Source organism: Desulfopila inferna (assembly GCF_016919005.1).
Lineage (GTDB): Bacteria > Desulfobacterota > Desulfobulbia > Desulfobulbales > Desulfocapsaceae > Desulfopila_A > Desulfopila_A inferna.
Genome location: NZ_JAFFQE010000002.1, coordinates 240987 through 263201 on the forward strand (window position 1 = coordinate 240987; position 22215 = coordinate 263201).

Annotated in this window: 17 protein-coding genes and 1 riboswitch; of the genes, 7 read left to right on the plus strand and 10 right to left on the minus strand. The window is 49.7% G+C overall.

What is annotated here, in order from left to right; genetic code table 11:
* Nucleotides 1–376: 376 nt before the first annotated feature.
* On the minus strand, nt 377–1345 hold the full coding sequence (locus tag JWG88_RS05120) for a hypothetical protein (protein ID WP_205232639.1): 969 nt from the start codon (nt 1343–1345) through the stop codon (nt 377–379).
* 270 nt (nt 1346–1615) lie between these two features.
* On the minus strand, nt 1616–3148 hold the full coding sequence (amaB, locus tag JWG88_RS05125) for an L-piperidine-6-carboxylate dehydrogenase (protein ID WP_205232640.1): 1533 nt from the start codon (nt 3146–3148) through the stop codon (nt 1616–1618).
* 124 nt (nt 3149–3272) lie between these two features.
* Here amaB and JWG88_RS05130 point away from each other — a divergent pair, with 124 nt between their 5' ends.
* Nucleotides 3273–3695: an RrF2 family transcriptional regulator gene (locus tag JWG88_RS05130; RefSeq protein WP_205232641.1), complete on the plus strand. Its 423-nt coding sequence runs from the start codon at nt 3273–3275 to the stop codon at nt 3693–3695.
* 93 nt (nt 3696–3788) lie between these two features.
* Here JWG88_RS05130 and JWG88_RS05135 read toward each other — a convergent pair whose 3' ends face one another.
* Both JWG88_RS05135 and JWG88_RS05140 read right to left on the minus strand, forming a co-directional pair.
* A complete protein-coding gene (locus JWG88_RS05135) occupies nt 3789–4565 on the minus strand; it encodes a methyltransferase domain-containing protein (RefSeq protein ID WP_443112639.1) in 777 nt (258 codons plus the stop codon).
* A 129-nt stretch (nt 4566–4694) separates the two neighbouring features.
* The gene (locus tag JWG88_RS05140; protein WP_205232643.1) at nt 4695–6080 is read right to left on the minus strand and encodes a hypothetical protein; all 1386 of its coding nucleotides are present in this window, start codon (nt 6078–6080) and stop codon (nt 4695–4697) included.
* A 248-nt stretch (nt 6081–6328) separates the two neighbouring features.
* Here JWG88_RS05140 and JWG88_RS05145 point away from each other — a divergent pair, with 248 nt between their 5' ends.
* Nucleotides 6329–7009: a type 1 glutamine amidotransferase domain-containing protein gene (locus JWG88_RS05145; RefSeq protein WP_205232644.1), complete on the plus strand. Its 681-nt coding sequence runs from the start codon at nt 6329–6331 to the stop codon at nt 7007–7009.
* Between the two features lie 136 nt (nt 7010–7145).
* On the opposite strand, the gene JWG88_RS05150 is transcribed toward JWG88_RS05145, so the two are convergent.
* Complete coding sequence (locus JWG88_RS05150) at nt 7146–8330, minus strand: tetratricopeptide repeat protein (protein ID WP_205232645.1); 1185 nt, start codon at nt 8328–8330, stop codon at nt 7146–7148.
* A 39-nt stretch (nt 8331–8369) separates the two neighbouring features.
* Nucleotides 8370–9974: an adenylate/guanylate cyclase domain-containing protein gene (locus tag JWG88_RS05155; protein ID WP_240194326.1), complete on the minus strand. Its 1605-nt coding sequence runs from the start codon at nt 9972–9974 to the stop codon at nt 8370–8372.
* 307 nt (nt 9975–10281) lie between these two features.
* A riboswitch (TPP riboswitch) is annotated at nt 10282–10386 on the plus strand.
* Between the two features lie 56 nt (nt 10387–10442).
* Here JWG88_RS05155 and thiC point away from each other — a divergent pair.
* The 4 genes from thiC to amrS all read left to right on the plus strand — a co-directional run bounded on the left by thiC (nt 10443) and on the right by amrS (nt 16427).
* A complete protein-coding gene (thiC, locus tag JWG88_RS05160) occupies nt 10443–11738 on the plus strand; it encodes a phosphomethylpyrimidine synthase ThiC (protein WP_205232647.1) in 1296 nt (431 codons plus the stop codon).
* A gap of 197 nt (nt 11739–11935) precedes the next feature.
* Complete coding sequence (locus tag JWG88_RS05165) at nt 11936–13063, plus strand: glycosyltransferase family 4 protein (protein ID WP_205232648.1); 1128 nt, start codon at nt 11936–11938, stop codon at nt 13061–13063.
* Nucleotides 13002–15167 (plus strand): amylo-alpha-1,6-glucosidase, encoded by a 2166-nt coding sequence (locus tag JWG88_RS05170; protein WP_205232649.1) that lies wholly within the window; start codon nt 13002–13004, stop codon nt 15165–15167. The genes JWG88_RS05165 and JWG88_RS05170 overlap by 62 nt, the downstream gene beginning before the upstream one ends.
* A gap of 240 nt (nt 15168–15407) precedes the next feature.
* A complete protein-coding gene (amrS, locus tag JWG88_RS05175; RefSeq protein WP_240194287.1) occupies nt 15408–16427 on the plus strand; it encodes an AmmeMemoRadiSam system radical SAM enzyme in 1020 nt (339 codons plus the stop codon).
* Between the two features lie 134 nt (nt 16428–16561).
* Here amrS and JWG88_RS05180 read toward each other — a convergent pair whose 3' ends face one another.
* Both JWG88_RS05180 and JWG88_RS05185 read right to left on the minus strand, forming a co-directional pair.
* Entirely contained in the window at nt 16562–17140 is a 579-nt protein-coding gene (locus JWG88_RS05180; protein ID WP_205232650.1) for a TetR/AcrR family transcriptional regulator, read from the minus strand.
* 270 nt (nt 17141–17410) lie between these two features.
* Nucleotides 17411–17584, minus strand: coding sequence for a hypothetical protein (locus tag JWG88_RS05185; protein ID WP_205232651.1), 174 nt, complete (start codon nt 17582–17584; stop codon nt 17411–17413).
* Between the two features lie 401 nt (nt 17585–17985).
* On the opposite strand from JWG88_RS05185, the gene JWG88_RS05190 reads away from it, so the two are divergent.
* Complete coding sequence (locus JWG88_RS05190; protein WP_205232652.1) at nt 17986–18660, plus strand: tellurite resistance TerB family protein; 675 nt, start codon at nt 17986–17988, stop codon at nt 18658–18660.
* A 176-nt stretch (nt 18661–18836) separates the two neighbouring features.
* Here the strand turns inward: JWG88_RS05190 and JWG88_RS05195 are convergent, their stop codons facing one another.
* Nucleotides 18837–20564 carry an aldehyde ferredoxin oxidoreductase family protein gene (locus tag JWG88_RS05195; protein ID WP_205232653.1) on the minus strand — a complete coding sequence of 576 codons (1728 nt, stop codon included), beginning with the start codon at nt 20562–20564 and terminating at the stop codon, nt 18837–18839.
* A 164-nt stretch (nt 20565–20728) separates the two neighbouring features.
* The gene (locus JWG88_RS05200) at nt 20729–21910 is read right to left on the minus strand and encodes an iron-containing alcohol dehydrogenase (RefSeq protein ID WP_205232654.1); all 1182 of its coding nucleotides are present in this window, start codon (nt 21908–21910) and stop codon (nt 20729–20731) included.
* Nucleotides 21911–22215 lie beyond the last annotated feature (305 nt).

The window sequence follows — 22215 nt, forward strand, 5'->3', positions numbered from 1 at the left end:
AGTTTGCTTATACTCAATACCATCATTGTCTCACATAATGAATCTCTTGCCCCAATATACGGAACTAAACAATACACCGCCCAGCACCCATGTCAAGACCGTTTTACATGTAATCATCGGCGGCAGACCCAATTTTGAAAGCATATCATCCCGGGGCAATGCGCCATAAAACAAAGCCGGAAGCCTGCGAAATCCGTTATGAAACAACCTGGCCATTTTTCACCCATTTCGCTAGGGCTCCTGTGTGCCGTTTTGGGTTTGTCGTCGGCCAGGTGATTTTTTGACGTTTCCGCCATCGACCACCCCGAATACCGGTTTGGCAGGTTCCATAATGCTCCATAAGATATCGTAATTAATTCAGATGCTTTCTGGCGATTCATCTTTTGTGCGTGGTGCTGATAAGAGCATCCCGTACAAGAAGCCGGTTGATCAATGGTGCCAGGAGTGACGGAAGGAAGTACATCGGAATCTGCCCAATGGCAAAAAAAATCAGTAGGTCCAGGGTCGCCTGATCCACTAAGACTAAATACATCAAACCCATATTGCAATTGCCGCTGACAAGCCCTATTGCCATTGACGTACGTGCCCCAAGCCGCCAGAACAGTACAGTCGCAAAAATATATGAACCAAGTACCAAAAGGGTCGAAACAACCAAAATCTGCAAGACATACCAGGGTTGTTGAATAAATTTGTCGGTCACTCCATGCATAATCCCAATAATAAAAATGCCGATAAAGATAACCGAGGCGCCGTCGAGGATTGCTGAATTTTGGTGAATTCGAGACTGCCCCATGCATGTTTTTATAAGTGCAGCGACAAAAAATGCCGCGAAAATAAATAGCGCCAGATGCAGACTCAATTGCCACAATCCTGTTTTTATCTGCAAGTCGACAAGATAATACACCATTGGTGGCAGTGACAGCGGCACCAGAAGCATTGTTGCGATGGTGAGCACCACAACAATGGCAGCGTCGACACCCAAAAAGATTGCAATAGCCGCACAAGCGGTCACCGGTGGAGCAGCAGCGGTGATAAGCACTGCTTTGACAATAGGTTCAGGGAGGATAAAGAATTGTAATATTGCCCACACTGCCGCAGGGCGCAGTATCAAGATCCAGAAACTCAACAAAGCAACCCAATGCCAGCGCAGTAAGGATCTGCGTAGTTGATAGGTTTCGATACGGACCAGCGACAGTGTCAAAGGAACGAACAGTGCCGGAATCAGCAGAGGCTGGAAACTACTCGCCAGATACGGTACAAAAAGGCCGACCAGAACCCCTACAGGTAAGACGCTCGAGGCATGTCTGCCTAAAAAGCCCAGGGCAAATTGCATTTTATTTTTCATGTATTAATTGAGCCGGAAATTCTGTTCCAACCTGAACCTGATGGGCACCAGGTCAGGATAATTTTTGTCGGCAGTATGCTGTAAGATACCAGATCAGAAAAATTTCCGTTAAGGTATTAACCTCGTTTTCTTCTAAGCGGCAAGCAAGTAACTGTTTTTAAGCTGTTAAAATATCAATGTGCATTATTTCTACTCTCCAACCTTACACCTTTAACAGCTTGTTCAATTTATTTTCCAGGACTTACTTCGCTATACGAGTCCATCACATCCTTAAATATCGAACTTGATGCCTTGAGCCAGAGGCATGGTCTTGCCATAGTTTATGGTATTGGTCTGCCGGCGCATATATCCCTTCCAGGCATCCGAGCCTGATTCCCGACCGCCTCCGGTTTCCTTTTCACCGCCGAAAGCCCCTCCTATCTCGGCGCCCGATGTTCCAATATTGACATTGGCGATACCGCAGTCGGAACCTTGCGCCGAGAGAAACAGCTCAGCCTCCCGCAGATTGCCGGTAAATATGGAAGAAGACAACCCCTGAACCACCTCGTTCTGTAGGGCAATACCGTTCTCCACTCCGCCGCTATACCTGATCAGATAAAGAATAGGGGCGAAAGTCTCGTCCTGTACAATGGGATAACTGTTTTCAGCCTCGGCCAGCACCGGCTCGACATAACAACCGGAAGCATATTCATCTCCTCTGAGGACATTGCCGCCAAAGAGGATGGACCCCCCCTGATCGACCAGATCCCGCAGGGCTTTTTGGTATCCTTCTACGGCATCGATATCTATCAGCGGTCCCATATGGACGCCTTCCCGCAAAGGCGAGCCGATCTTCAGAGTGGAATAGGCTCTGATAAGGGCCTCTTTGATCCTGTCATAGACGGAGTCATGGATAATTACCCTCCTCGTGGTGGTACAGCGCTGACCGGCCGTTCCCACCGCCGAAAAGACCAGTGCCGGCACAGCCAGTTTCAGATCGGCATTCTCGGTGACGATGATGGCGTTATTGCCACCCAGTTCAAGTATGCATTTTCCCAGCCGTGAGGCAACAACCTGAGCGGCATGGCGGCCAACTCCAGTCGACCCGGTGACGGAGAGAAGGGCTATGCGCTTCTCCTGCAACATCCGCTCGCCGATATCGGAGCCTCTGCCCACAACAATGTTAAAGATGCCCTCGGGCAGTCTGTTGGCTGAGGTCACTCGGGTCACTATTCTGTGTATGGCTATGGCCGTCAGGGGTGTTTTCGATGACGGTTTCCAGATAACGGTATTGCCGCATACCGCGGAGATCATCGCATTCCATGACCAGACCGCAGCCGGAAAATTGAAAGCGCTGATAACACCTACCACCCCCAGCGGATGATACTGATCATAAAGCCTGTGCTCGTCGCGTTCCGAATGCATGGTAAAACCGTAAAGCTGCCTGGACTGCCCCACAGCGAAATCGCAGATGTCAATCATCTCCTGTACTTCACCCAGGCCTTCCTGGAGCGATTTTCCCATTTCGTAGGAGACCAGGGTTCCCAGCGATGTCTTGTGCCGGCGAAATTCGTCGCCGATCTGCCGCACTATCTCACCGCGCTTCGGGGCAGGGGTTATTCTCCATTGGTGAAAGGCGGCCGCGGCTTTTTCCATAGTCCTGGTAAAATCCTGCGGCGAAGCCTGATAGACCGAGGCTATTATTTTGCCGTCGACCGGAGACATAACCTCTATCTCTCCATTATCAACGGTCTTGCCCCATTCCCCTCCTGAAGATACGCCGGAGTTCTTTCCGCCTATTGCCAGATCGTCTAGAAATTTCATTGTGCACCTCTTGTCTCTTTGTTGTCATGGAATAATTCCTTATTAAGCAGGCTAAAATCCCTTGCTTAAAAGACTCACAAAATATATGTTACATTAACCGTAACATATGGAGATATAAAAGTACATGTCAGCATCCACCAAATTATCAAATTCAGTCAAGGCCCTCTGCTTTCTTGCCGTGAACCTGCCGGAACCGCAGAGCAGCAAAACTATTTCCGACAATACCGGGGTCAACGCCTCGAAGTTGCGCAAACTGCTGGCCGATCTGGCCAAAATAAATATTGTGACCACCACCAAAGGTGCCTCAGGCGGCTATCTGCTCGCCCGGCCACCCGCGCAAATACACCTTCAGGAAATCTATTGCGCCATAGAGGACCGCAAGGCCTTCCACCTCGATGTCACAGCATTGCCCCAGGCGAAGCTGGATGACGCCCTCGCCGTGAACAGCTACTTTCTTGATCTTTTCAGCGAGATACAGGTTGAAATTGAAAAGAAAATGAGCAATATCACACTCGAATCCGTCCTTGAAGCGGTTTCAAAAAACTGATTCGAGTGCGCGTGTACGCCTCCAGGGCCGCATATTGCACGAGTCTGGCAGGTATTAAGGAATGATTATTTCATGAAAATGTCGGACTGGCCGCTAAGGCCGCACCGCCGTAAAAAGTGCCCCGACAGTGTACGCAGAGGTTTTTCTTCCGGTGGTTCCAACGCAGTTCACTTCCGAAAAACCCGCATCCCTGATAAGCTCTGTCTGGTCTCCGACGGAGACCGCGCCGCCTATTCATTGTGACCAGGCTTCAAGACTGCCGGTTATATGGGAAGGCGGTTCACAGTCCAGGACAATATCCGCCATCTGCATCCTGCCGCCCGGTCTAAGGACACGAAAAATCTCGGCAAACAGCTGATCCTTAGCCGGAGAAAGATTAATCACACCATTGGATATCACCAGATCGAAACTGCTGTCCTGAAAAGGGAGATTCTCCGATAAGACGACAAAGGTTTCAATATCGTCCATGCCCAGTTTTTCCAGATTGGAGCGGGCGCGACCTACCATCTCCGGACTTAAATCAACGCCGCAGACCCTGCCGTCCGGGCCTGTCTTTTTGCGGGCGACAATCAGATCAAAACCCGCACCGCAGCCGATATCGAGTATGTCGCTGCCTTCGACCACCTCTCCCAGAGAGAAAGGATTGCCGACCCCGCAGAAAGGGGACAGTAAATCGTCTGGAATACCCGCAATTATATCGGCATCATAGCCGAGAGTTTGCGCTCCGACTTTGCCGGTCTGATATTTGAACAAACCATCGGCAGAAGAGGACACCTTGACGTATTTTTTATGTATGGCCGTACGAATCTTTTCTTTCTCCTCCTCGGAATAACTAGATTTTCCGGTTTTACCTGCAAGAACTGGATCTATATTTATCTGACCACTGTCAGAATCTCTTTTCGGTCCTCACTTTCCTGTTTTGAGATCACAACTAAGCTTGTCGTTCAACATTCGACTCCTTGATTTATACGTTAATGATGGTGAAAACTTTCATCTATTTTACTCATCATTTTCCCCTTCGACAACTTTTTCCGTGGGTTTGCCGCTCTGTTTGACTTTGCCTTCATCCTCCGCAAGGGCTGAAGAACCACAGTGAAACCCACCGACATAAGAACATAACGATCCTGCAGCGATTGCCCAGGCCCCAACGGCATCGCCGCCGAAGTTGCCGCCCCCGCCACTGAACTGCAAACCATCAGCAGCCGAAGATGGCCGGCGAGACCGGCCGGAACAAAGGGTACCGCCAAACCGTCTACTCCAGGAATCGACAGAGGAACCCAACCCAAGTGCAATAAGATATGGGAACCAGCTGTCGTCAAGAGCCGGTTTTCTTTCCTGCAGCTCCTTTTGAAAATATTTTTTTATTGCCAGCAGTTTTTTGCGCAAAACGGTTCTTTCCGGACTATCCACTGTCTTGGCAAAATAGAACGAGGAATAGATTGCTGTGCCGAAGAGGAAAGCCAAGCCGCTGAGCAGTAGGATGGAGGTTCCGGAGTAACCGAGAAGCAGAAAAAACAGGAGCAGAAACAGGGGTACCAGGTGCACCATTAAATATTTCCAGCGCAGCCCGTCTACCTGTCGCCTGTAGACACCACCGATGAGAGAACCGGCAATCAACCCGATGATCCCGGTAATTCCACTGATAATTGTCACTCTCAGCTCATCTGGATGAACAAAACCATTGGCCAGAAAAATGAAAAATGGTGGCAGCAATCCTATTAACATCCACAACCACATATATTCCAGGAGCTTATCTAAACGCTTTACCGCCAGCTTTTTCTGCAGGGATTTCCCGGTAAGGCGCATTCGATGAAGTGTCTGGTTTTTCCGTCGGTAATATGCCTTGAGACGCCTGGTGTCGGTGGTATTGCCATTGATGAAAAGCCGCTCCACCATAACTTTTTCATAGCCGTTGAAGGTATGCAAAGGCTGCAGCAAACTGAGATAAAGCGTATACCGGCCTGGAATATGACGGTTGATAAAGGGAAACATAACGGGCTCAAGCCAACTGCTCATTTTTTTCTCTACCACCATTCGTGCCAGCACCGCAGCCATTCCATGTCCACTGGTTTTTTTGTCCCACACCGCTCCGACCTTCTCCGGCACCATGCTGAAAAGATCCTCCCGCAGCCAAGTTTCATCGATTTCCGCAGGAGAAAGCACAGGAGCAAATCTCTGTTTTTTTCGCTCATGCAAGAAAAGACTGCCGGAGCGCCAGAGAAGGACGATCAGCAGAAGCACGGCGCAACTGAGCATAAACCAGTGCGGTGTCGCCGGTATTGACGGATCCGGAGCATTTCCGGATTGGTTTTGCGCAATTACCGCAGAACCGGTTATCAGTAAAGCAATAGCGAAGAAAATCGCTAAGAGTCGCTTAGAAATCATGGACCATCTCCGAATCGCAGGTTGTCTGCCGAAAGCCATAAAAGCCGCCTTAATCCCCTACCCTTATCCTAACAGTATTTTCCTTCAGTCTCAAATAGTTCCGGAAAAATGCTTCTCCTGAGGCTTCACCATCGACAACCATTCACACTGGACGCCTTCTCCGACATGTTTATAGTGGAATTATACCTTATTGAGCCAATCCGCCCTGCTCATATACTCCAAACTCATCCAACAACAAGGAGATTCCCATGAAGATCCTGATGGTTTTAACATCCCACGACAGGCTAGGTGAAACAAACGAGAAAACGGGATTCTGGCTGGAAGAATTTGCGGCGCCATATTATGTTTTCAAAGACAATGATATTGAAGTTTCGCTGGCATCTCCCGAAGGAGGACAACCGCCGATTGACCCCAAAAGCGATGCACCCGAGGCTCAGACAGAAGCAACAAGACGGTTCTATAACGATGAAGAAGCACAGAATCTATTGGCCAATACGGAGCCTCTGGAATCCCCCAATCCTCTCGATTTCGATGCGATTTTCTACCCCGGCGGACATGGACCACTGTGGGATCTGACCGATGATATAAATTCGATATCCCTGATCGAATCTTTTCATCGACGGGGAAAGCCCATCGGCTTTGTCTGTCATGGCCTGGCAGCCCTGACCCATGCCAAAAATGAGGAAGGTTTTCCTCTGGTCAAAGGCAAGAAGGTCACCGGCTTCACTAATTATGAGGAATCTCTCGTCCGATTAACCGAAATAGTCCCCTTTCCCATTGAAAATATGTTGCATGATCTGGGCGGGGATTTCAGCAAGTCCGACGCCTGGAAGAGTCACGTTGTTATTGACGGCAATCTCGTCACCGGCCAGAATCCGGCCTCATCGAAAGAGGCGGCCGAAGCGATAGTTGAACTTCTGAAAAAGTAGTTGAAGATAATCAACTGATCCGAATAAGCTCAATCTACCAGGCTGTATATCTGAAAAAACGATTTGGCAATACATTGCTACTCTGAATCACCGTGTCAGATCTACATAACGATTGAGCTTCTTTCGGGGTCCATCATCAATTGATAGCCTTAACCTTCTCAAGCAGGCTGCGTGATTTGGAGATGTAATCCTTTGCTTTCAGGTGGCCGGGATCATAGCGCAGCGTTTTCTCCCATTCCTGAATTGCCAGGGCGAGGTTGTCCTCGACAAAATATTTCACTCCCTTTTTGTAATGGACATCCGCCTGCATCCTCATCACGACCCCGACATTGGCAATGGCTTCTTCCACCCCTTCAAATCCAGGATCGACCTCCCGGAATACCTTCAGGGCTGCCAGGTACTTCCTCTGGGAATAGAGGAGTTCACCCTTTCTGAACAAATCCCTGTTCAGTCGTTCTGTGTCCCGGGCCAGCTTTTCCTTCTGTAGCTCCCGGATCTCCAAAATCCAGGTTTTTACGTTTTTAAAAGCCGGATCTACCCCGGACAGTGCGCCGACTGCTTCCTCATACCTTTGCTGATCACGAAGTTTTTTGCCAAGCCCCACCAGAGAACTGTTGCGCAGGTATGAGGATTCCTGATCCCCGGGATGATTTTTGAGAATCTTTTCGGCCAGAGGCAGCAGTTCTTCAAATTTCTCCTGCTTAAAGAGCTTGCGGGCCCTGAGAATATCCCGTTTGTAATCCAGCAGGGGCTGTGAATAAAATGAATCCAATACCGGCAGATGGATGATCTCTCCCGCGACAAGATCCTTCTCGTCCACTCCTGAAAAATGGATAACCGCAAAGATGTCATTATACGAACGATATACATTTTCGGAAATCTTCTCGAAGGTATCGTTTTCGCTCACCGTATAGGGCAGGACCTCTCGCGGTTTGTATCTGTTTTTCAGGTATTCCAGGGCTATCTTGTTGGAAGGGTTAAATCTAAGCGCTTCGATAAACTCCTGCAGGGCTTTATCACCCTCACGTTTATCGTAAAAGATCATGCCTTCCTGGGAATGCAGTGATGATATTTTCTGCAGGTGGGTGGAAATATCGGCTATTTTATCATCAATAACCCTTCTCGCTCCGTTCCAGTAATTCAGCGCGGCAAGATACTCTTCGTCTGCTTCGCTCTTGAGCGCGACGGCCTGGCCGGAAGAGGGCAGAGGCACCCCGGAGATAGTATTACCCGGTATGGCGCAGGCGGTAAGTGTCGCCAGCACTGCAAATGTGCAGATAAATATGATGATGCTTTTCAAACGCTCTTTGGTGGAGATCATAACGATACTTTCAATCCTTGCCCTGCTCCTGAACCCAGCTCAGCTGGGTTGACATCCTTCTTCAGGGATAGCGGCTGTCTGCACATCAAGCACTCGATAAATTTCCACGAGTTCTTCCTTACCTTTCACCTTTCGCGGCTCAAGGGCTTCCACTTCGACCAGGCCTCCAAAATGCCGGCTCATGCCATTGCCCACGATAATCTCCCGTGGTCCCGCCAGGCTGTTGAGATAGGAGGCCACATTGACACAGTCGCCGATCACGGTATATTCGGTTTTGACCTGTGAACCGATATTACCGGCGACGACAACACCGGACGCAATTCCTATTCCTATGGAACGGAGAAGGATATTGTCCTGCCGGTCGGTTTTAGCAAATTCCTGCTGCATGTCGAGCGCTGCCAGTAAGCATCTTCGGGCATGTTCTTTATGATATACCGGCACCCCGAACACCGCCAGTACCGAATCTCCCATGAACTTGTCGACATATCCGCCATGCTTGAGGATGATTTCGGTGGCTATTTCAAAAAACTCATTGAGCTTTTCGACAACTTCCTCCGGCTCCCGTGTTTCTGCATAAGCGGTAAACCCTCTGATATCGGCAAAAAGCACCGAGGCCTTGTTCTTACGGCCCTTGAGCCAGCCCTTTCCGGGGTTGGACATTATCATATCGAGGACTTCCGAGCCGACATATTTACCGAAAGTCTCCTTCATTATTGCCTGGCGATACAGTTCATCACCCATTCTGTTGAAGGCTTCCCCCAAGGTTCCCAGTTCATCGTTCCGGTGCAGGTCGACCTTATGATCATAGTTGCCCCTGGCAATCTCTGAAGTCGCCTCGACCAGTGAGGAAATCGGTTTTGAAAATCGCCTGCCGCAAATCACCGCCACTATCATCCCAAAGACGATGATCATGAGTATGCTCGCCGCCAGAAAAGCCCGCTCGTTAATAAAAAGCTCCCTGACAAAATCGATGGAAAGCCCTACATGAACCTCACCGAGCTTCTTCTCTTTAAACATTATGGGTGTACTGAGGTTCAGCACCTCAGCCTTTCCGGGAAGCGAATAATGAAAATAGGAAACAGCCCCTTTCTTCGAGGTGTTAGTGACATCCTCGAACGGCTCAAAGGTTTTATCGATTCTCTCATGGTTTGTATGGGCTTTGATGACATTATCATTATCGACGATGAATGCATAAAAATGACCGTCGACGGAGGCTGCATTGTTGATCAGGGTATTGAGTTCGAGAACATCATCGTTCAACAGGGGTATTTTGGCATTGTTGCTGAAATAATTGAGGCTGACCATGCCCATTTTGACGGTATTGTCATAGAGCTTTTCCTTCTGCCTCTCCATTATGACATATCCGAATATCACCATGGAGACCGCCAAAACAAACATTGTCGTAATGGAGAGCTGAAGCCAGATGGGTATACGTGGTGAGGCAAGGCCTTCACCATAGGACCCTCTGATTTTCCTTACCAATCCTCTGATACGATTAAGGGCCTCAACTCGGCCTGCGCTGTTTCTCCCGGCGCACCCCTCCTTCGCTTCAGCCCGTTTCAAGGGAAGTATCTTGGTCGGATCCGGAATATTTTTCTTTTGCGCCTGCATGGCCTCCTGAAGTCCATTTTTTGTGATAATCATTTCGTCCACTGGAACCACCTGACCTCATCAATTTATCAAGATATTGATTTTCCTGCAAACAGAAAATAATGTTCTTTCATACACTTACTGACAATTGCACCTATTACTCGCAAGGAATCGCCCGCAACATCCCTACATCTCTATATCGGCAAGCAACCCACATTAAATTACCCTTACCGTCTTCGACAATGAGCCAGCCGCTCTTAAGAACGAGGAATCAAGGGAATATTTTTTTCTGATAAAAAATGCCTGCCCTCTCCCCCTGACTCCTTCTTGACTTAACAATTCATAACAGGTAGTGTCTGAAACCACAACCTGGGGGAGTCTTCGGACTGAGAGTTTTGCCTCGGCAAACGACCCTTTGAACCTGATCCGGTTGATACCGGCGTAGGGAACGGTTCCAGCAGCACTCTGAAATAGTGGCCTTGAAACCGTATCCTGCGAATTCTCACTATTTTGGAGCGTCCCATGAATACACCACAGATGGAACTGGCCCGCGCAAACACTATCTCGGAAAAAATGAAAATAGCGGCAGCCGAAGCCGGGATCTCACCAGAGTTGCTGCGCCGCAATATTGCCGAAGGCACGGCGATTATCTGCCACAACAACCTGCATCATGGCGGACGCCCGCTCGCTGTCGGCAAAGGCATCCGCACCCGCGTCAATGCCAATATCGGAACAAGCAGGGATGATAACAGCATAGAGAACGAACTGAAAAAAGCTGAAACGGCCGTTGCCGCAGGAGCCGATGCCCTGATGGATCTTTCCACGGGCGGGCCGATTGATGAAATTCGCCAAACCATCATCTCAAAAACCGATGTCTGTATTGGCTCGGTCCCACTGTATCAGGCAGCCTGCGATACTGTTTCGGTGCCGGGCAAGGCGATTGTCGACATGAGCGTCGATGATATCTTTAACGGCATCGAAAAGCATCTTGAGGATGGAATAGACTTCATCACGGTTCACTGTGGAGTGACCCGCGCCACTGTAGAAAAAATGGATAGAGAAGGCCGTGTGATGGAAGTAGTTTCCCGGGGCGGTTCATTCACCTGTGCCTGGATGGAGCACAATCAGCAGGAAAACCCACTCTATCAGCATTTTGACAGACTGCTGGAACTGGTGCGCCCCTACGATGCCGTCCTTTCTCTAGGGGACGGCTTTCGCCCCGGCTGCCTGGCCGACGCCAGCGATCGGGCTCAGATCCATGAACTGCTGATCCTGGGCGAATTAACCCAGAGAGCCTGGGATGCGGGAATCCAGGTGATGATTGAAGGTCCCGGACATATGCCGCTTCAACAGATAGCAGCCAATATCCAACTGCAAAAAAGCCTCTGCCATGGAGCGCCATTTTATGTGCTCGGCCCGCTGGTTACAGACATCGGCCCCGGCTACGATCATATCACCAGTGCCATTGGCGGCGCTGCAGCAGCAGGCGCCGGTGCCGATTTTCTCTGCTATGTAACTCCGAGCGAACATCTCTGCCTGCCCACTGCAGAAGATGTTCACCAAGGGGTTATGGCGACCAGATTGGCGGCACATGCCGGCGATATCGTCAAAAACATTCCCGGGGCGATGGAAAAGGACCTTGCCATGTCGCAGGCCAGAAAAAACCTCGATTGGGAAAGGCAATTCGAGTTGGCCATCGATCCGCCACTGGCGAGAAAACGACGGGGAGAAACCACATCAGCGGATCAACATGGCGCATGCACCATGTGTGGAGAGTTCTGTGCCTATAAAATTATGAACTCGCGCAAAACACAGTGACCAATTGAGCCCGCAAAGTCCCTGAAGGTAAATATTTTCCTGCAGGGACCCATCCGCCGAACCACCCCGCACTGCTTGACATCGATCATTCCAGGCACAATACTTTCCTATATTGTAGGAGGTGGTGCTTAAGATTATAAGTACATACAACCATTCAATTTATTTCTGCCGCTACCTTTCTTCGGGAGGTACATGAAATGAAAATTGCCCAGGTTGCACCATTATTTGAGAGTGTTCCACCCCGTCTGTACGGCGGTACAGAGCGGGTTGTGTCATATATAACGGAAGAGTTGATCAATCAGGGACATGAGGTAACCCTCTTTGCCAGTGGAGATTCTGTTACGCGCGCCCAGCTGAGACCCGTCTGCGACAGCTCACTGCGTCTCCACAAATCGCCCTGTGACCATCTTGCCTACCATATTCTGTTGGTACAGAAAATTTTTAATGAGGCCCATCTCTATGACATCATTCATTTTCATATAGATTATATTCATTATCCCCTGGCCCGCCTGACCAGAACTCCACAGATCACCACGCTGCATGGCCGACAGGATTTACCAGATCTGCAACATATCTATCGGGAATTTTTTGAAATGCCCGTGATCTCCATCTCCAACTCTCAACGAACACCGTTGCCCAATGCCAACTGGCAGGCAACCGTATACCACGGGATCCCCGGACATTTCTTCACCCTTCATAAGGACCATCACGGTTATCTCGCCTTTCTAGGTCGTACTTCACCCGAAAAAGGCCTTGAAGAGGCGATCCGCATTGCCGTTCTCGCTGATACAGAGCTGCACATAGCTGCGAAAGTTGATGCCAAGGACGAAGCCTACTTCGATGAAGTAATCAAACCTCTGTTAAAGAACACGCAGATACATTTTCTCGGGGAAATCAACGAACAGGAAAAAAATGACTTCCTGGGCAATGCCCGTGCCCTGCTCTTTCCCATTCAGTGGCCGGAGCCGTTCGGCATGGTCATGATCGAAGCGATGGCCTGCGGCACACCTGTAGTGGCATTTCGCAGAGGCTCCGTGCCAGAAGTTATTGAGAATGGGGTTACAGGATTTATAGTAGATGATATCCGGGAGGCGGTGCAAGCGGTACAAAATATCGATGCAATCAGCCGCCCTAAATGCCACAGTGCTTTTAAAAAGCGATTCAGTTCGACAAGGATGGTAGAGGAGTATGTCAAAATATACCAAAAGCTCCTCGGCACAACCGACCGGATCAACGAGACGCAGTGGAATGGAGAGGTGAATTATGGAAGACGTTATTCAGATCGACGACAAATGGTATATTCTGGCAACATCCTCAAGGGCTGATGATCGTACCCGGGTGCTCAAGGCCGAAGAAACTTTTGGCCTCTTCGATCCGTTCGGCGACATCCGCCAGATCGGTCTGGGCGATTTGGGACTTTACCACAGCGGTACCCGGTATCTGAGCTTTTTCGAATTCACCGTTAACCAGAGACAGCCGCTGCTTCTGAATTCCTCTGTCGCCAACGACAACCTGCTTCTGGCCGTCGACCAGACAACTCCTGATCTGTACGAAAACAACAGGTTGGTCATCAAAAAGGGAACGATACACGTCTTTCGTTCAAAACTGCTGACAGACGGAGTATGTCACGAACATATCCGGATCGCCAATTATGGACGTCAAGATGTCGCTCTGACTCTGGAGTTTGGCTTCTCTGCCGACTATGTGGACATTTTCGAGGTGCGTGGAGTCATCCGCGAAAAAAGAGGCCTGCAGCATAAACCTGAATGTACCGAATCCTCCGTCAGCTTTCACTATACCGGACTTGACGAAATACAGCGTTCAACCATTATCAATTTCAGCCCCGCCCCTGGAGTTATAAAGCCGCATAGCGCGAGCTATTCTTTCATCCTTCCTGTTCAGCAGGAAAAAGAATTTTATATTGATATAGCCTGTCAATACGATAATTCCCCGACAAGGCGGATAAATTACCTTGATGCCCTGAATATGAACAAACGGGAATCAAACCGGGTCCTGGAAACGACCACGGAAATCCACACCTCGAATGAACAGCTCAACGATTGGCTGAACCGCTCAATGACCGACCTGCAGATGCTGACAACCAAGACCGCATTCGGCAGATATCCCTATGCCGGCGTTCCCTGGTTCAGTACTCCTTTCGGCCGGGACGGCATCATCACAGCCCTTCAGTCTCTCTGGGTAGACCCTGGCCTGGCTCGCGGCGTTCTTGGTTTTCTCTCCGACAGGCAGTCCCAGACAACCAGTGTGGCCAACGATGCCGAGCCGGGGAAGATTTTGCACGAAAGCAGAACAGGAGAAATGGCGGCACTCGGAGAGATTCCTTATAAAAACTACTACGGCAGCGCAGATTCGACTCCGCTTTTTGTTATTCTTGCCGAAGCCTATTTTCGGCGAACCGGAGATTTTAAATTTATAGAACAGATCTGGCCCAATATTCTTCAGGCACTTGAATGGATCGACAGATATGGCGATATAGACGGTGACGGTTTTGTCGAATACTCCCGAAAAAGCAGCGACGGTATTCTCCAGCAGGGCTGGAAGGATTCCAACGATTCCGTCTTTCATGCGGACGGTACCCTGGCCGAAGGTCCGATAGCACTTTGCGAGATCCAGGGATATGTCTACCGGGCAAAGACAGCCGGCGCCAAATTAGCCGCCATGGCAGGAAAGAACGACCTGGCAACGGAACTTTTCCGCCAGGCCGATGCTCTGCACCACAACTTTAACGAGATTTTCTGGTGTGAGGAACTCGAAACCTATGCACTCGCGCTCGATGGCCGCAAAAATCTTTGCCGGGTGCGCTCATCGAATGTCGGCCATGTACTCTACAGCGGTATCGCCACCAAGGAAAATGCCCTCAGAGCCGCACGCACCCTGATGAACAAGGATTCTTTTTCCGGATGGGGAATCAGAACGATACCCAGCAACGAAAACCGCTATAATCCGATGTCATATCATAACGGTACAATATGGCCTCACGACAACAGCATCGCGGCTATGGGTTTTGCCCGCTATTTCTTCAAAAACGAGACACTAAGGATTTTTACCGCCTTATTCAATGCCTCGGTATTTTTCGACTTTCACCGACTGCCTGAACTCTTCTGCGGTTTTCGCAAACTCCCCGGCCAGGGGCCCACCGCCTATCCGGTAGCCTGCTCCCCACAGGCCTGGTCAAGCGCTTCGGTCTTTTTCCTGCTGCAGGCCTGCCTCGGACTAACTTTCACTTCGGAAAAGCCCCAGGTACAGTTTCATCATCCCCAACTCCCGGATTACGTGGACTTTGTCAGGATTACCAATATGCGGGTCGGCAACGGTTTCCTCGATCTCTCTTTACGCAGGCATACTCATGATGTGGGAATCAATGTCATTCGAAAAGAGGGAGATATAGATATCGCGGTCATTGTCTAACTCAAAGTCCATCTCGGCACTTTGATGACTTTTTACAAGAAGTCGTGACGAAGCTCGAGGTTGGCTGGATATGAAAAGGATCTACCGGATCTGATGATTCTCCCAGCTGAGGTCCATCCGGTTTTATATTGACTTTTGCAGCGAGTAATACAGATTGCAGCTATCGGGAATAGAGAGCTTTTCGAGTAGATGCCGCAATAATTCTTCTGCACACAGACACTCCAAAAAGGAGAAAGCAATATGCTCAAAGAAGCCATGCTTTACGAAAGGATGGAAGGCAAGGAAGATAATCGTGTTCATTGCTTCCTCTGCAATCACCACTGCAAAATATCCGATTCAAAATTTGGGATCTGCAGGGTGCGTCAGAACAGAAACGGCACCCTCTACACTCATGTCTACGGCGAAACCATCGCCGCCAATGTGGATCCGATCGAGAAAAAGCCGCTTTATCATTTCCTTCCGGGATCGAACTCATTCTCAATAGCCACCAAAGGATGCAATTTTCAGTGCGGATTTTGCCAGAACTGGCAGATATCCCAGGCTTCGAAAGACGGCAGCAATCTTGGAGGATCCCCACTGGCTCCGTCTGAAATCGTCGATCTGGCCCGAAAAGAGCGCTGTCGGAGCATCGCCTATACATACACCGAACCAACAATCTACTTCGAATATGCTTATGAAACCGCGATTCAGGCGCATGAAGCAAGCATCTACAACATTTTCGTCACCAACGGATTCATGACAAAAGAAGCCATCAAAATCATCCGGCCTTACCTGGATGCTGCCAATGTGGACCTCAAATCGTTCCGTGATGAATTCTATCGCAAAACCTGCCACGGCAGACTGCAGCCGGTGCTCGACACCATTAGCCTGATGCGGGAGTTGGGAATCTGGGTAGAGGTTACCACCCTGGTTGTACCGGGCCAGAACGACGATCTCGCGGAGTTGCAGGACATCGCCGAATTTATTGCTGGTGTGGATACCGATATTCCCTGGCACATCAGCCGGTTTCACCCCGACTACAAAACCACCGAGAGCATCCCCACCCCCGTACAGACCCTGGAGAAAGCTCGATCGCTCGGCCGTGAGGCAGGATTGAAATACATCTATGTCGGCAATGTCCCCGGCGAAGAAAACAACACCGCCTGCCCCAAATGCGGCGAAATCCTGATTATGCGCGACTATAGTGCAAATCAGGTCCGGGTGACCGATAATTCCGGATGCCCGAGCTGCGGAGAGCATATCGCCGGTGTTTTCAAGTAAGGCCGAACAACAGGCTATATTTCCGATGCATCCTGGGGCGGTCTATTTGGCATAGGCAGATAAACGACCAGAGAGAGGAGCAGCATATTCCTGGTGACAGTGCTTCGGGAAAATACAAGTGAAGAAATAACAGACTAGATTTTGACGCTTCGCCAGGCGCAGTCCCAGCAGTCTTCGAAATACATTGGCAATGGTTTTTCCAGAACACCATCGATTCTCAGATACATCATCCGAATAGGGCCGCCGAAAAGTGCGACCATGGCAACATCGGGTTCCATATTTCTGATGACTCCGGCATGCTGTCCTTTCACCACCATGTCTTTCATCTTGAGAAAAGGAAGCGAGGTAAACACCGACTTTTCAACAGGCATTACCTCCCGGTGCTTTGTATAGAACAGGTACTGCATAGATTCAGGGGCTCTCTCCGTCGTCTCGAACAAATGACGAACGATTGCCTTGCAGCGATCATAGACGTTGTCATATTTTCTTTCTATCTCACAGAGGTGCTCATACAGGCAATTCTCAATATTACTGAACAGGGAAATGGCTATCGCCTCCTTATTGGTGAAATAGTTATAGAGAGTGCCGACACTCATTTTCGAAGCAGACTGAATATCACTGACCGAGGTATTAAAATAACCTCTCTCGGTGAACAGCTTCAAAGCTTGCAGGAGAATTCTTTCCTGGCGCTTCTGTTTTTTTTCATCTCTCATTGTTCAGGACTTTTCTAAAATTTTAGGACTCTCGGCGGGGTTAACCGGCCATTATCTCCCTTAGATCCTTAAAAAATGCTGCTGCAGAAAAGCAGCATTTCTCATATATTTTTAGGCAAAGCTAAAACACAGGATAAAATCTGTCAACAACATAACCACATTGTGGCAGAATCCGTACTATGCCATCCAATGGCATACCCCATATGCTCACCGGATTCGTATATTATTATTTATTGATATACTCCTAGAAAGTCATCGAAGTGGCCATCTTTATTCATTATATGAATCAAGTTCCCTAAGAAGGTCTGCGAGATGATTCTCAGTACTCATTAATAGAAGCTTTGCACTGTATTGGTCCGGATTCTTCTCGTAATTCTTACGGGAATCTGCCAAAATCTCCTCTGTTTTTGCTATCTGCTCTTTAATGACGTCTATTTCTCTCATTCCTCTTTTCCTTTAAGATTAATCTCTTACTTTGTTTTTGGTTTTCTTCTCCAGCTCGGTTGGGCTGGGAGTATTCTAAATTGCCCTCAGCTGAACGTCTACTAGAAAAGAAAACACCAAAGACCGGAAAGGATAAATAAGCAAAGTGAGCATAGCCGCTCAGTCCCTGTGAAACGGGTGATATGCATTTCAAAAATCACCGTTATATTGTAAAACTATCAAGATTCAGAAACTGTCCCTCGCCTCAAGCGGGGCGTAAGTAATCTGCATGCACCTTAAGAAGGCTATATTAAGATTAACTTCTAACCCAGCTGAGCTGGATAAGAACCTTTAGACAGATTGTTATCTTGCAAAAAAAACAAGGACACAATCTGTAAGATACTAATAACAGGAAAAAGACAATGGCTGATATGAATAAACTTCTAGGCCAGCTGCTGGGCGGCGGTGCGGCCAGCGGATTTGCCGGGGGACTGGCCGGCGGGCTCGCCAGTAGTCTGCTGAGCGGTAAAAAAGGACGGAAGATGGGATTCAAAGCGCTTAAGCTCGGCGGTGTCGCCGCAGTGGGAGCAATGGCCTACACCGCTTACCAGCGCTATTCTGAAAAGAGCGGTGGCGCACCGACGCAGGCTGCGCCGACTGAGTTCACTCCTGCACCACCCGGCTCTGCCTTTATGCCCAGAGAAAATGATCATGCTGCCAATGAAGCCCTTGGACTCATCCTGGTACGGGCCATGATCGCCGTAGCTCGCGCCGACGGCCGACTCGATGCCGAGGAGAGTCAGGCTATATTCCAGAAGATCCAGTCATTAGGCCTGGACAGTGAAAGTCAGGCTCTTCTGGTGGAAGAGATGGGCCATCCGGTCGATATGGATGCCATCGTCAACAGCGCCACCACACCTGAGATAGCAGCGGAAATCTATACGGCCTCCTTACTGGCGGTGGAAGTCGATTCGGCCGCGGAAAAAGCCTATCTCGCCATGCTGGCGGCACGGCTGCGACTGCCGCCGGAGCTGGTTGCTGAGATTGAGCAGCAGGTCACCTCTCAGAAAGAGCTTGCTCAAGAAAACTCCGAATGAGCGAAAACTCTCAAAATTGACAGGAACAGCGGCCTCTAATCCACCGGATTAGAGGCCGCTGAACCATATATCAAATCTGAGCCGGTATATCTCCTGCTGATATACTGAAGATGGCACATTAGAGATAATTTCTAAATTTGTTGCTTTTCAGGAGCAAGCCCTAATCCAGCGGCGCATTAAAAGTCCCAGAAGCTATCGATTTCCTCGCCTGGGTAATCCCAGACAACATTATGAGGCGGCAATTTTTCAATACTGAAAAACTCCGGCAGACGATCATCTTCCTTGCCGAACCCGGCTTTCTCGTTAAACGATTTTTCTGTTTTGAGAATATGTTTGCCCAGATTACTTACGTCATCACCATTCAGGCTGATGCCGAAACGGGCATTGATAAGATCAATGAGCGCAGGAAGGCAGGTTTCGTCATCTAAAGCGGCAAAGGCGATAAACAGGCACATGCCGGTGGAGTCGATGGCGGCTGTGGCGATCTGCAGGTTTCGGGAGAGTTCCACCTGCCCCTCTTTGGACAACGGATCAACCGAGCCGCCGACATTGAGAATATTGGTGGCGATGGAATATCCCATGGTGTGGTCCGCTCCCATGGTGGAGGTGGCATAGGTTATGCCTATACCTTTAATGGCGCGCGGATCGTAAGCCGGGATTGCCTGATTCTTAACTACAGGAACCCTGGTGACACCATAAGATCGGCCCACCAGCCCGGCGCCGCCGCCGATAATACGGCCAAGCCCTGTCCCTAGAGCCACTTCTTCACGGAGAATGCGGCACATTTCCTCGCCGTCGCCAAAGGCCAGAACACCCGCCTCCATGGCAACTCCCATGGCAACCGAGGTTTCTATGGAATCGAGTCCGAGGTCGTCCATGATGCTGTCTGCTTCGGCAATTTTATCGAGGTCATCCACACAGCAGTCCGCTCCCATTGCCCAAATCGACTCATATTCGAATCCTGAAGTCTTATATTCCCGGGCAGCATCGTTGTAAATCTGTGAACACTGAATAACACAGCCGGGATGGCAGCCATGTTTGGCTTTGCCGCCGCGCTCCTTGATGAGATCATACATGGTCTCACCGGAAATTTTCTCATGGCCTTCAAACTGGCCAAGAGTAAAGTTTCTTGTCGGCAGGCCGCCGGATTCGTTAATGATGTTGACCAGTACATTGGTGCCGTACTGCCCCAGTCCCTGGCTGATGGGATGACTGGTCAACGCTGTGGCAAAGGCTTTGTTCGCCGCCTTGAATGCATCGGGATCAGCTATTTCCACCTTTCCGTCCCGAGGATCTATGATGATACATTTAACTCTTTTTGCCCCCATCACCGCACCCAGCCCGCCGCGCCCGGCCGAACGCATTTTTCCATCCGGGTCTTTGACGGAGATGTTGGCTGCTGCCATTTTCATCTCCCCTGCTGGACCAATAGATATGATGCCCCTTTTGCCTTCATACCGGTGCCCGAGTGTTTCGACAACGGCAAAGTTGCCTTTGCCGACAAGTTCAGTCTCTTTTTCAATGGTAATCGCATCAGGAGAGAGCAGTATGGTGTACCACTGATCGCCCTGGGCCTGACCTTCGATTATCAGCGCCTTACAGCCGCAGCGGGCCAGAAGCTGAGCCGCTGTACCGCCGGCGTTGGCTTCCTTGATAGTGCCGGTAAGAGGACTTTTGGCGCCGACCGAGATGCGGCCCGAGTTCGCGGCCGGCGTTCCTGAAAGCAGACCCGGGGCAAAGACGAGCTTATTATTAGGTCCGAGAGCGTGGCACAGCGGTTCTACTTCAGCAGCGACTATAGTGGAGGTAAGTCCCCTGCCTCCATGGGCAGCCCACTCTCCCGGGACTTCTTCAATACGTGTTGTCAGATCACTCATGTTGATGCGAAAAATTTTATCTGCCATGTTCCTCTCCTGTAAACTCCTGTAGATGTCTCGTGTGACGGTATGGTTTTTCTCCCGGAGCAGCCACGAGCATGATCAGTAGGGACCGCAAAGGGTACAGGAGAGACTCCCGCGCCCCCTTGCAGTCTTCTGTTTCATGCGTCGAACCAATTCGTCTGCTGTAATTATAGAGCAGCGGTATATATGGCTTCGACATCCATATCCTTGGGAAGTCTCGGGTTGGTAAGGCCGCAGGCGTCTTTTTGGGCGTTGGCCCTCATAGTGGGGATATCTTCGGCTCTGACTTCCTTGCCGTAACGTTTGCCCAGTTCCACGAGCCCTGAAGGAATACCGATATCTGCGGAAAGTTTTTTGATCGCATCGATGGCAAGTTCCGCCGCGGAGCGAGGGGAAAGTCCGGATGTAACTTCTCCCAGGAGCTCAGCTATTTTGACAAACCGTTCTATCTTGCCGATAAGATTAAAGGCGCTCACGTGAGGCAACAGGATAGCATTGCATTCGCCATGGGGCAGGTCATAAAAACCACCGAGCTGATGCGCCATGGCATGAACGTGACCGAGACTGGCATTGTTGAAAGCCATTCCGGCGAGATACTGGGCATAGCACATTCCTTCGCGTGCATCGATATCGCTGCCATTGGCCACCGCAGGTCGCAGGTGTCTGGCGATAAGCTCGATTGCTTTTTCCGCGGCGGAGTCCGTCAGCGGCGTGGCAGCTGTGGAAACATAGGCCTCCACGGCATGGGTCAGGGCATCCATACCGGTGGCAGCAGTCAAAGCGGGCGGCATCCCCATCATCAGCATTGGATCATCAAGAGCAACACCGGGAGTGACCCGCCAGTCGACTATAGCCATTTTCACTTTCCGGCTGGTGTCGGTAATGATGCAGAACCGGGTCATTTCCGAAGCGGTTCCGGCGGTGGTGTTCACTGCAACATAGGGAGGCATCGGTTTACTGGATTTATCGACTCCCTCAAAATCGTGTATTGCACCTCCATTGGCAATCACCAGTCCTACGCCCTTGCCGCAGTCATGAGCGCTGCCGCCGCCAAGGGTGATCAGGCTGTCGCATTTTTCTTTTTTATAGACTTCGACACCATCGTGTACGTTTTTATCGGTGGGGTTGGGAATGGTTTCGTCGAAAACGATATATTCCATTTCCGCTTTATCGAGTAGATCGGTGATCTGTTTGGCTATGCCGGCGGCAGTAATGCCCTTATCGGTGACAATGAGAGGTTTGCTGCCTCCAAGCGCCCTGAGCTTACCGGGTATTTCCTTTGCCGCACCTATGCCGATCAGTGTTACACTGGGAATGAAATAACCAAATACTTCTTCTCGTATTGCCATGATAGCACCATCCTTGTCTTGAGTTGATTGATGAAAAAAATGATTGTGTCGACTTGGATATCCAGAGTCTGCGCATATACTACCTAGCAATCATTATGCCACTAAAACATATTCTATTATTCCTATATCTTATGGTGTTACAATGAGAAATACGCGAAAAGAAAGAGGTCATCCGAGGGCTGCATTTCATGTCGAGAGGCATGTTTTTGGAGAAACAAAAGCCCGGCAAGGCCGTAAAATAGCCCATTGCCTGAATATGGGTCAGTTTGATCCTTGAATTATACCGAATGAGTCAAAATGACCAG

What these genes read in the sequence shown, in the direction of transcription:
- JWG88_RS05120 (WP_205232639.1), bottom strand. Translation starts at nt 1,345, where the DNA reads ATGAAAAATAAAATGCAATTTGCCCTGGGCTTTTTAGGCAGACATGCC.
- amaB (WP_205232640.1), bottom strand. Translation starts at nt 3,148, where the DNA reads ATGAAATTTCTAGACGATCTGGCAATAGGCGGAAAGAACTCCGGCGTA.
- JWG88_RS05130 (WP_205232641.1), top strand. Translation starts at nt 3,273, where the DNA reads ATGTCAGCATCCACCAAATTATCAAATTCAGTCAAGGCCCTCTGCTTT.
- JWG88_RS05140 (WP_205232643.1), bottom strand. Translation starts at nt 6,080, where the DNA reads ATGATTTCTAAGCGACTCTTAGCGATTTTCTTCGCTATTGCTTTACTG.
- JWG88_RS05145 (WP_205232644.1), top strand. Translation starts at nt 6,329, where the DNA reads ATGAAGATCCTGATGGTTTTAACATCCCACGACAGGCTAGGTGAAACA.
- JWG88_RS05150 (WP_205232645.1), bottom strand. Translation starts at nt 8,330, where the DNA reads ATGATCTCCACCAAAGAGCGTTTGAAAAGCATCATCATATTTATCTGC.
- JWG88_RS05155 (WP_240194326.1), bottom strand. Translation starts at nt 9,974, where the DNA reads ATGATTATCACAAAAAATGGACTTCAGGAGGCCATGCAGGCGCAAAAG.
- thiC (WP_205232647.1), top strand. Translation starts at nt 10,443, where the DNA reads ATGAATACACCACAGATGGAACTGGCCCGCGCAAACACTATCTCGGAA.
- JWG88_RS05165 (WP_205232648.1), top strand. Translation starts at nt 11,936, where the DNA reads ATGAAAATTGCCCAGGTTGCACCATTATTTGAGAGTGTTCCACCCCGT.
- JWG88_RS05170 (WP_205232649.1), top strand. Translation starts at nt 13,002, where the DNA reads ATGGAAGACGTTATTCAGATCGACGACAAATGGTATATTCTGGCAACA.
- amrS (WP_240194287.1), top strand. Translation starts at nt 15,408, where the DNA reads ATGCTCAAAGAAGCCATGCTTTACGAAAGGATGGAAGGCAAGGAAGAT.
- JWG88_RS05180 (WP_205232650.1), bottom strand. Translation starts at nt 17,140, where the DNA reads ATGAGAGATGAAAAAAAACAGAAGCGCCAGGAAAGAATTCTCCTGCAA.
- JWG88_RS05185 (WP_205232651.1), bottom strand. Translation starts at nt 17,584, where the DNA reads ATGAGAGAAATAGACGTCATTAAAGAGCAGATAGCAAAAACAGAGGAG.
- JWG88_RS05190 (WP_205232652.1), top strand. Translation starts at nt 17,986, where the DNA reads ATGGCTGATATGAATAAACTTCTAGGCCAGCTGCTGGGCGGCGGTGCG.
- JWG88_RS05195 (WP_205232653.1), bottom strand. Translation starts at nt 20,564, where the DNA reads ATGGCAGATAAAATTTTTCGCATCAACATGAGTGATCTGACAACACGT.
- JWG88_RS05200 (WP_205232654.1), bottom strand. Translation starts at nt 21,910, where the DNA reads ATGGCAATACGAGAAGAAGTATTTGGTTATTTCATTCCCAGTGTAACA.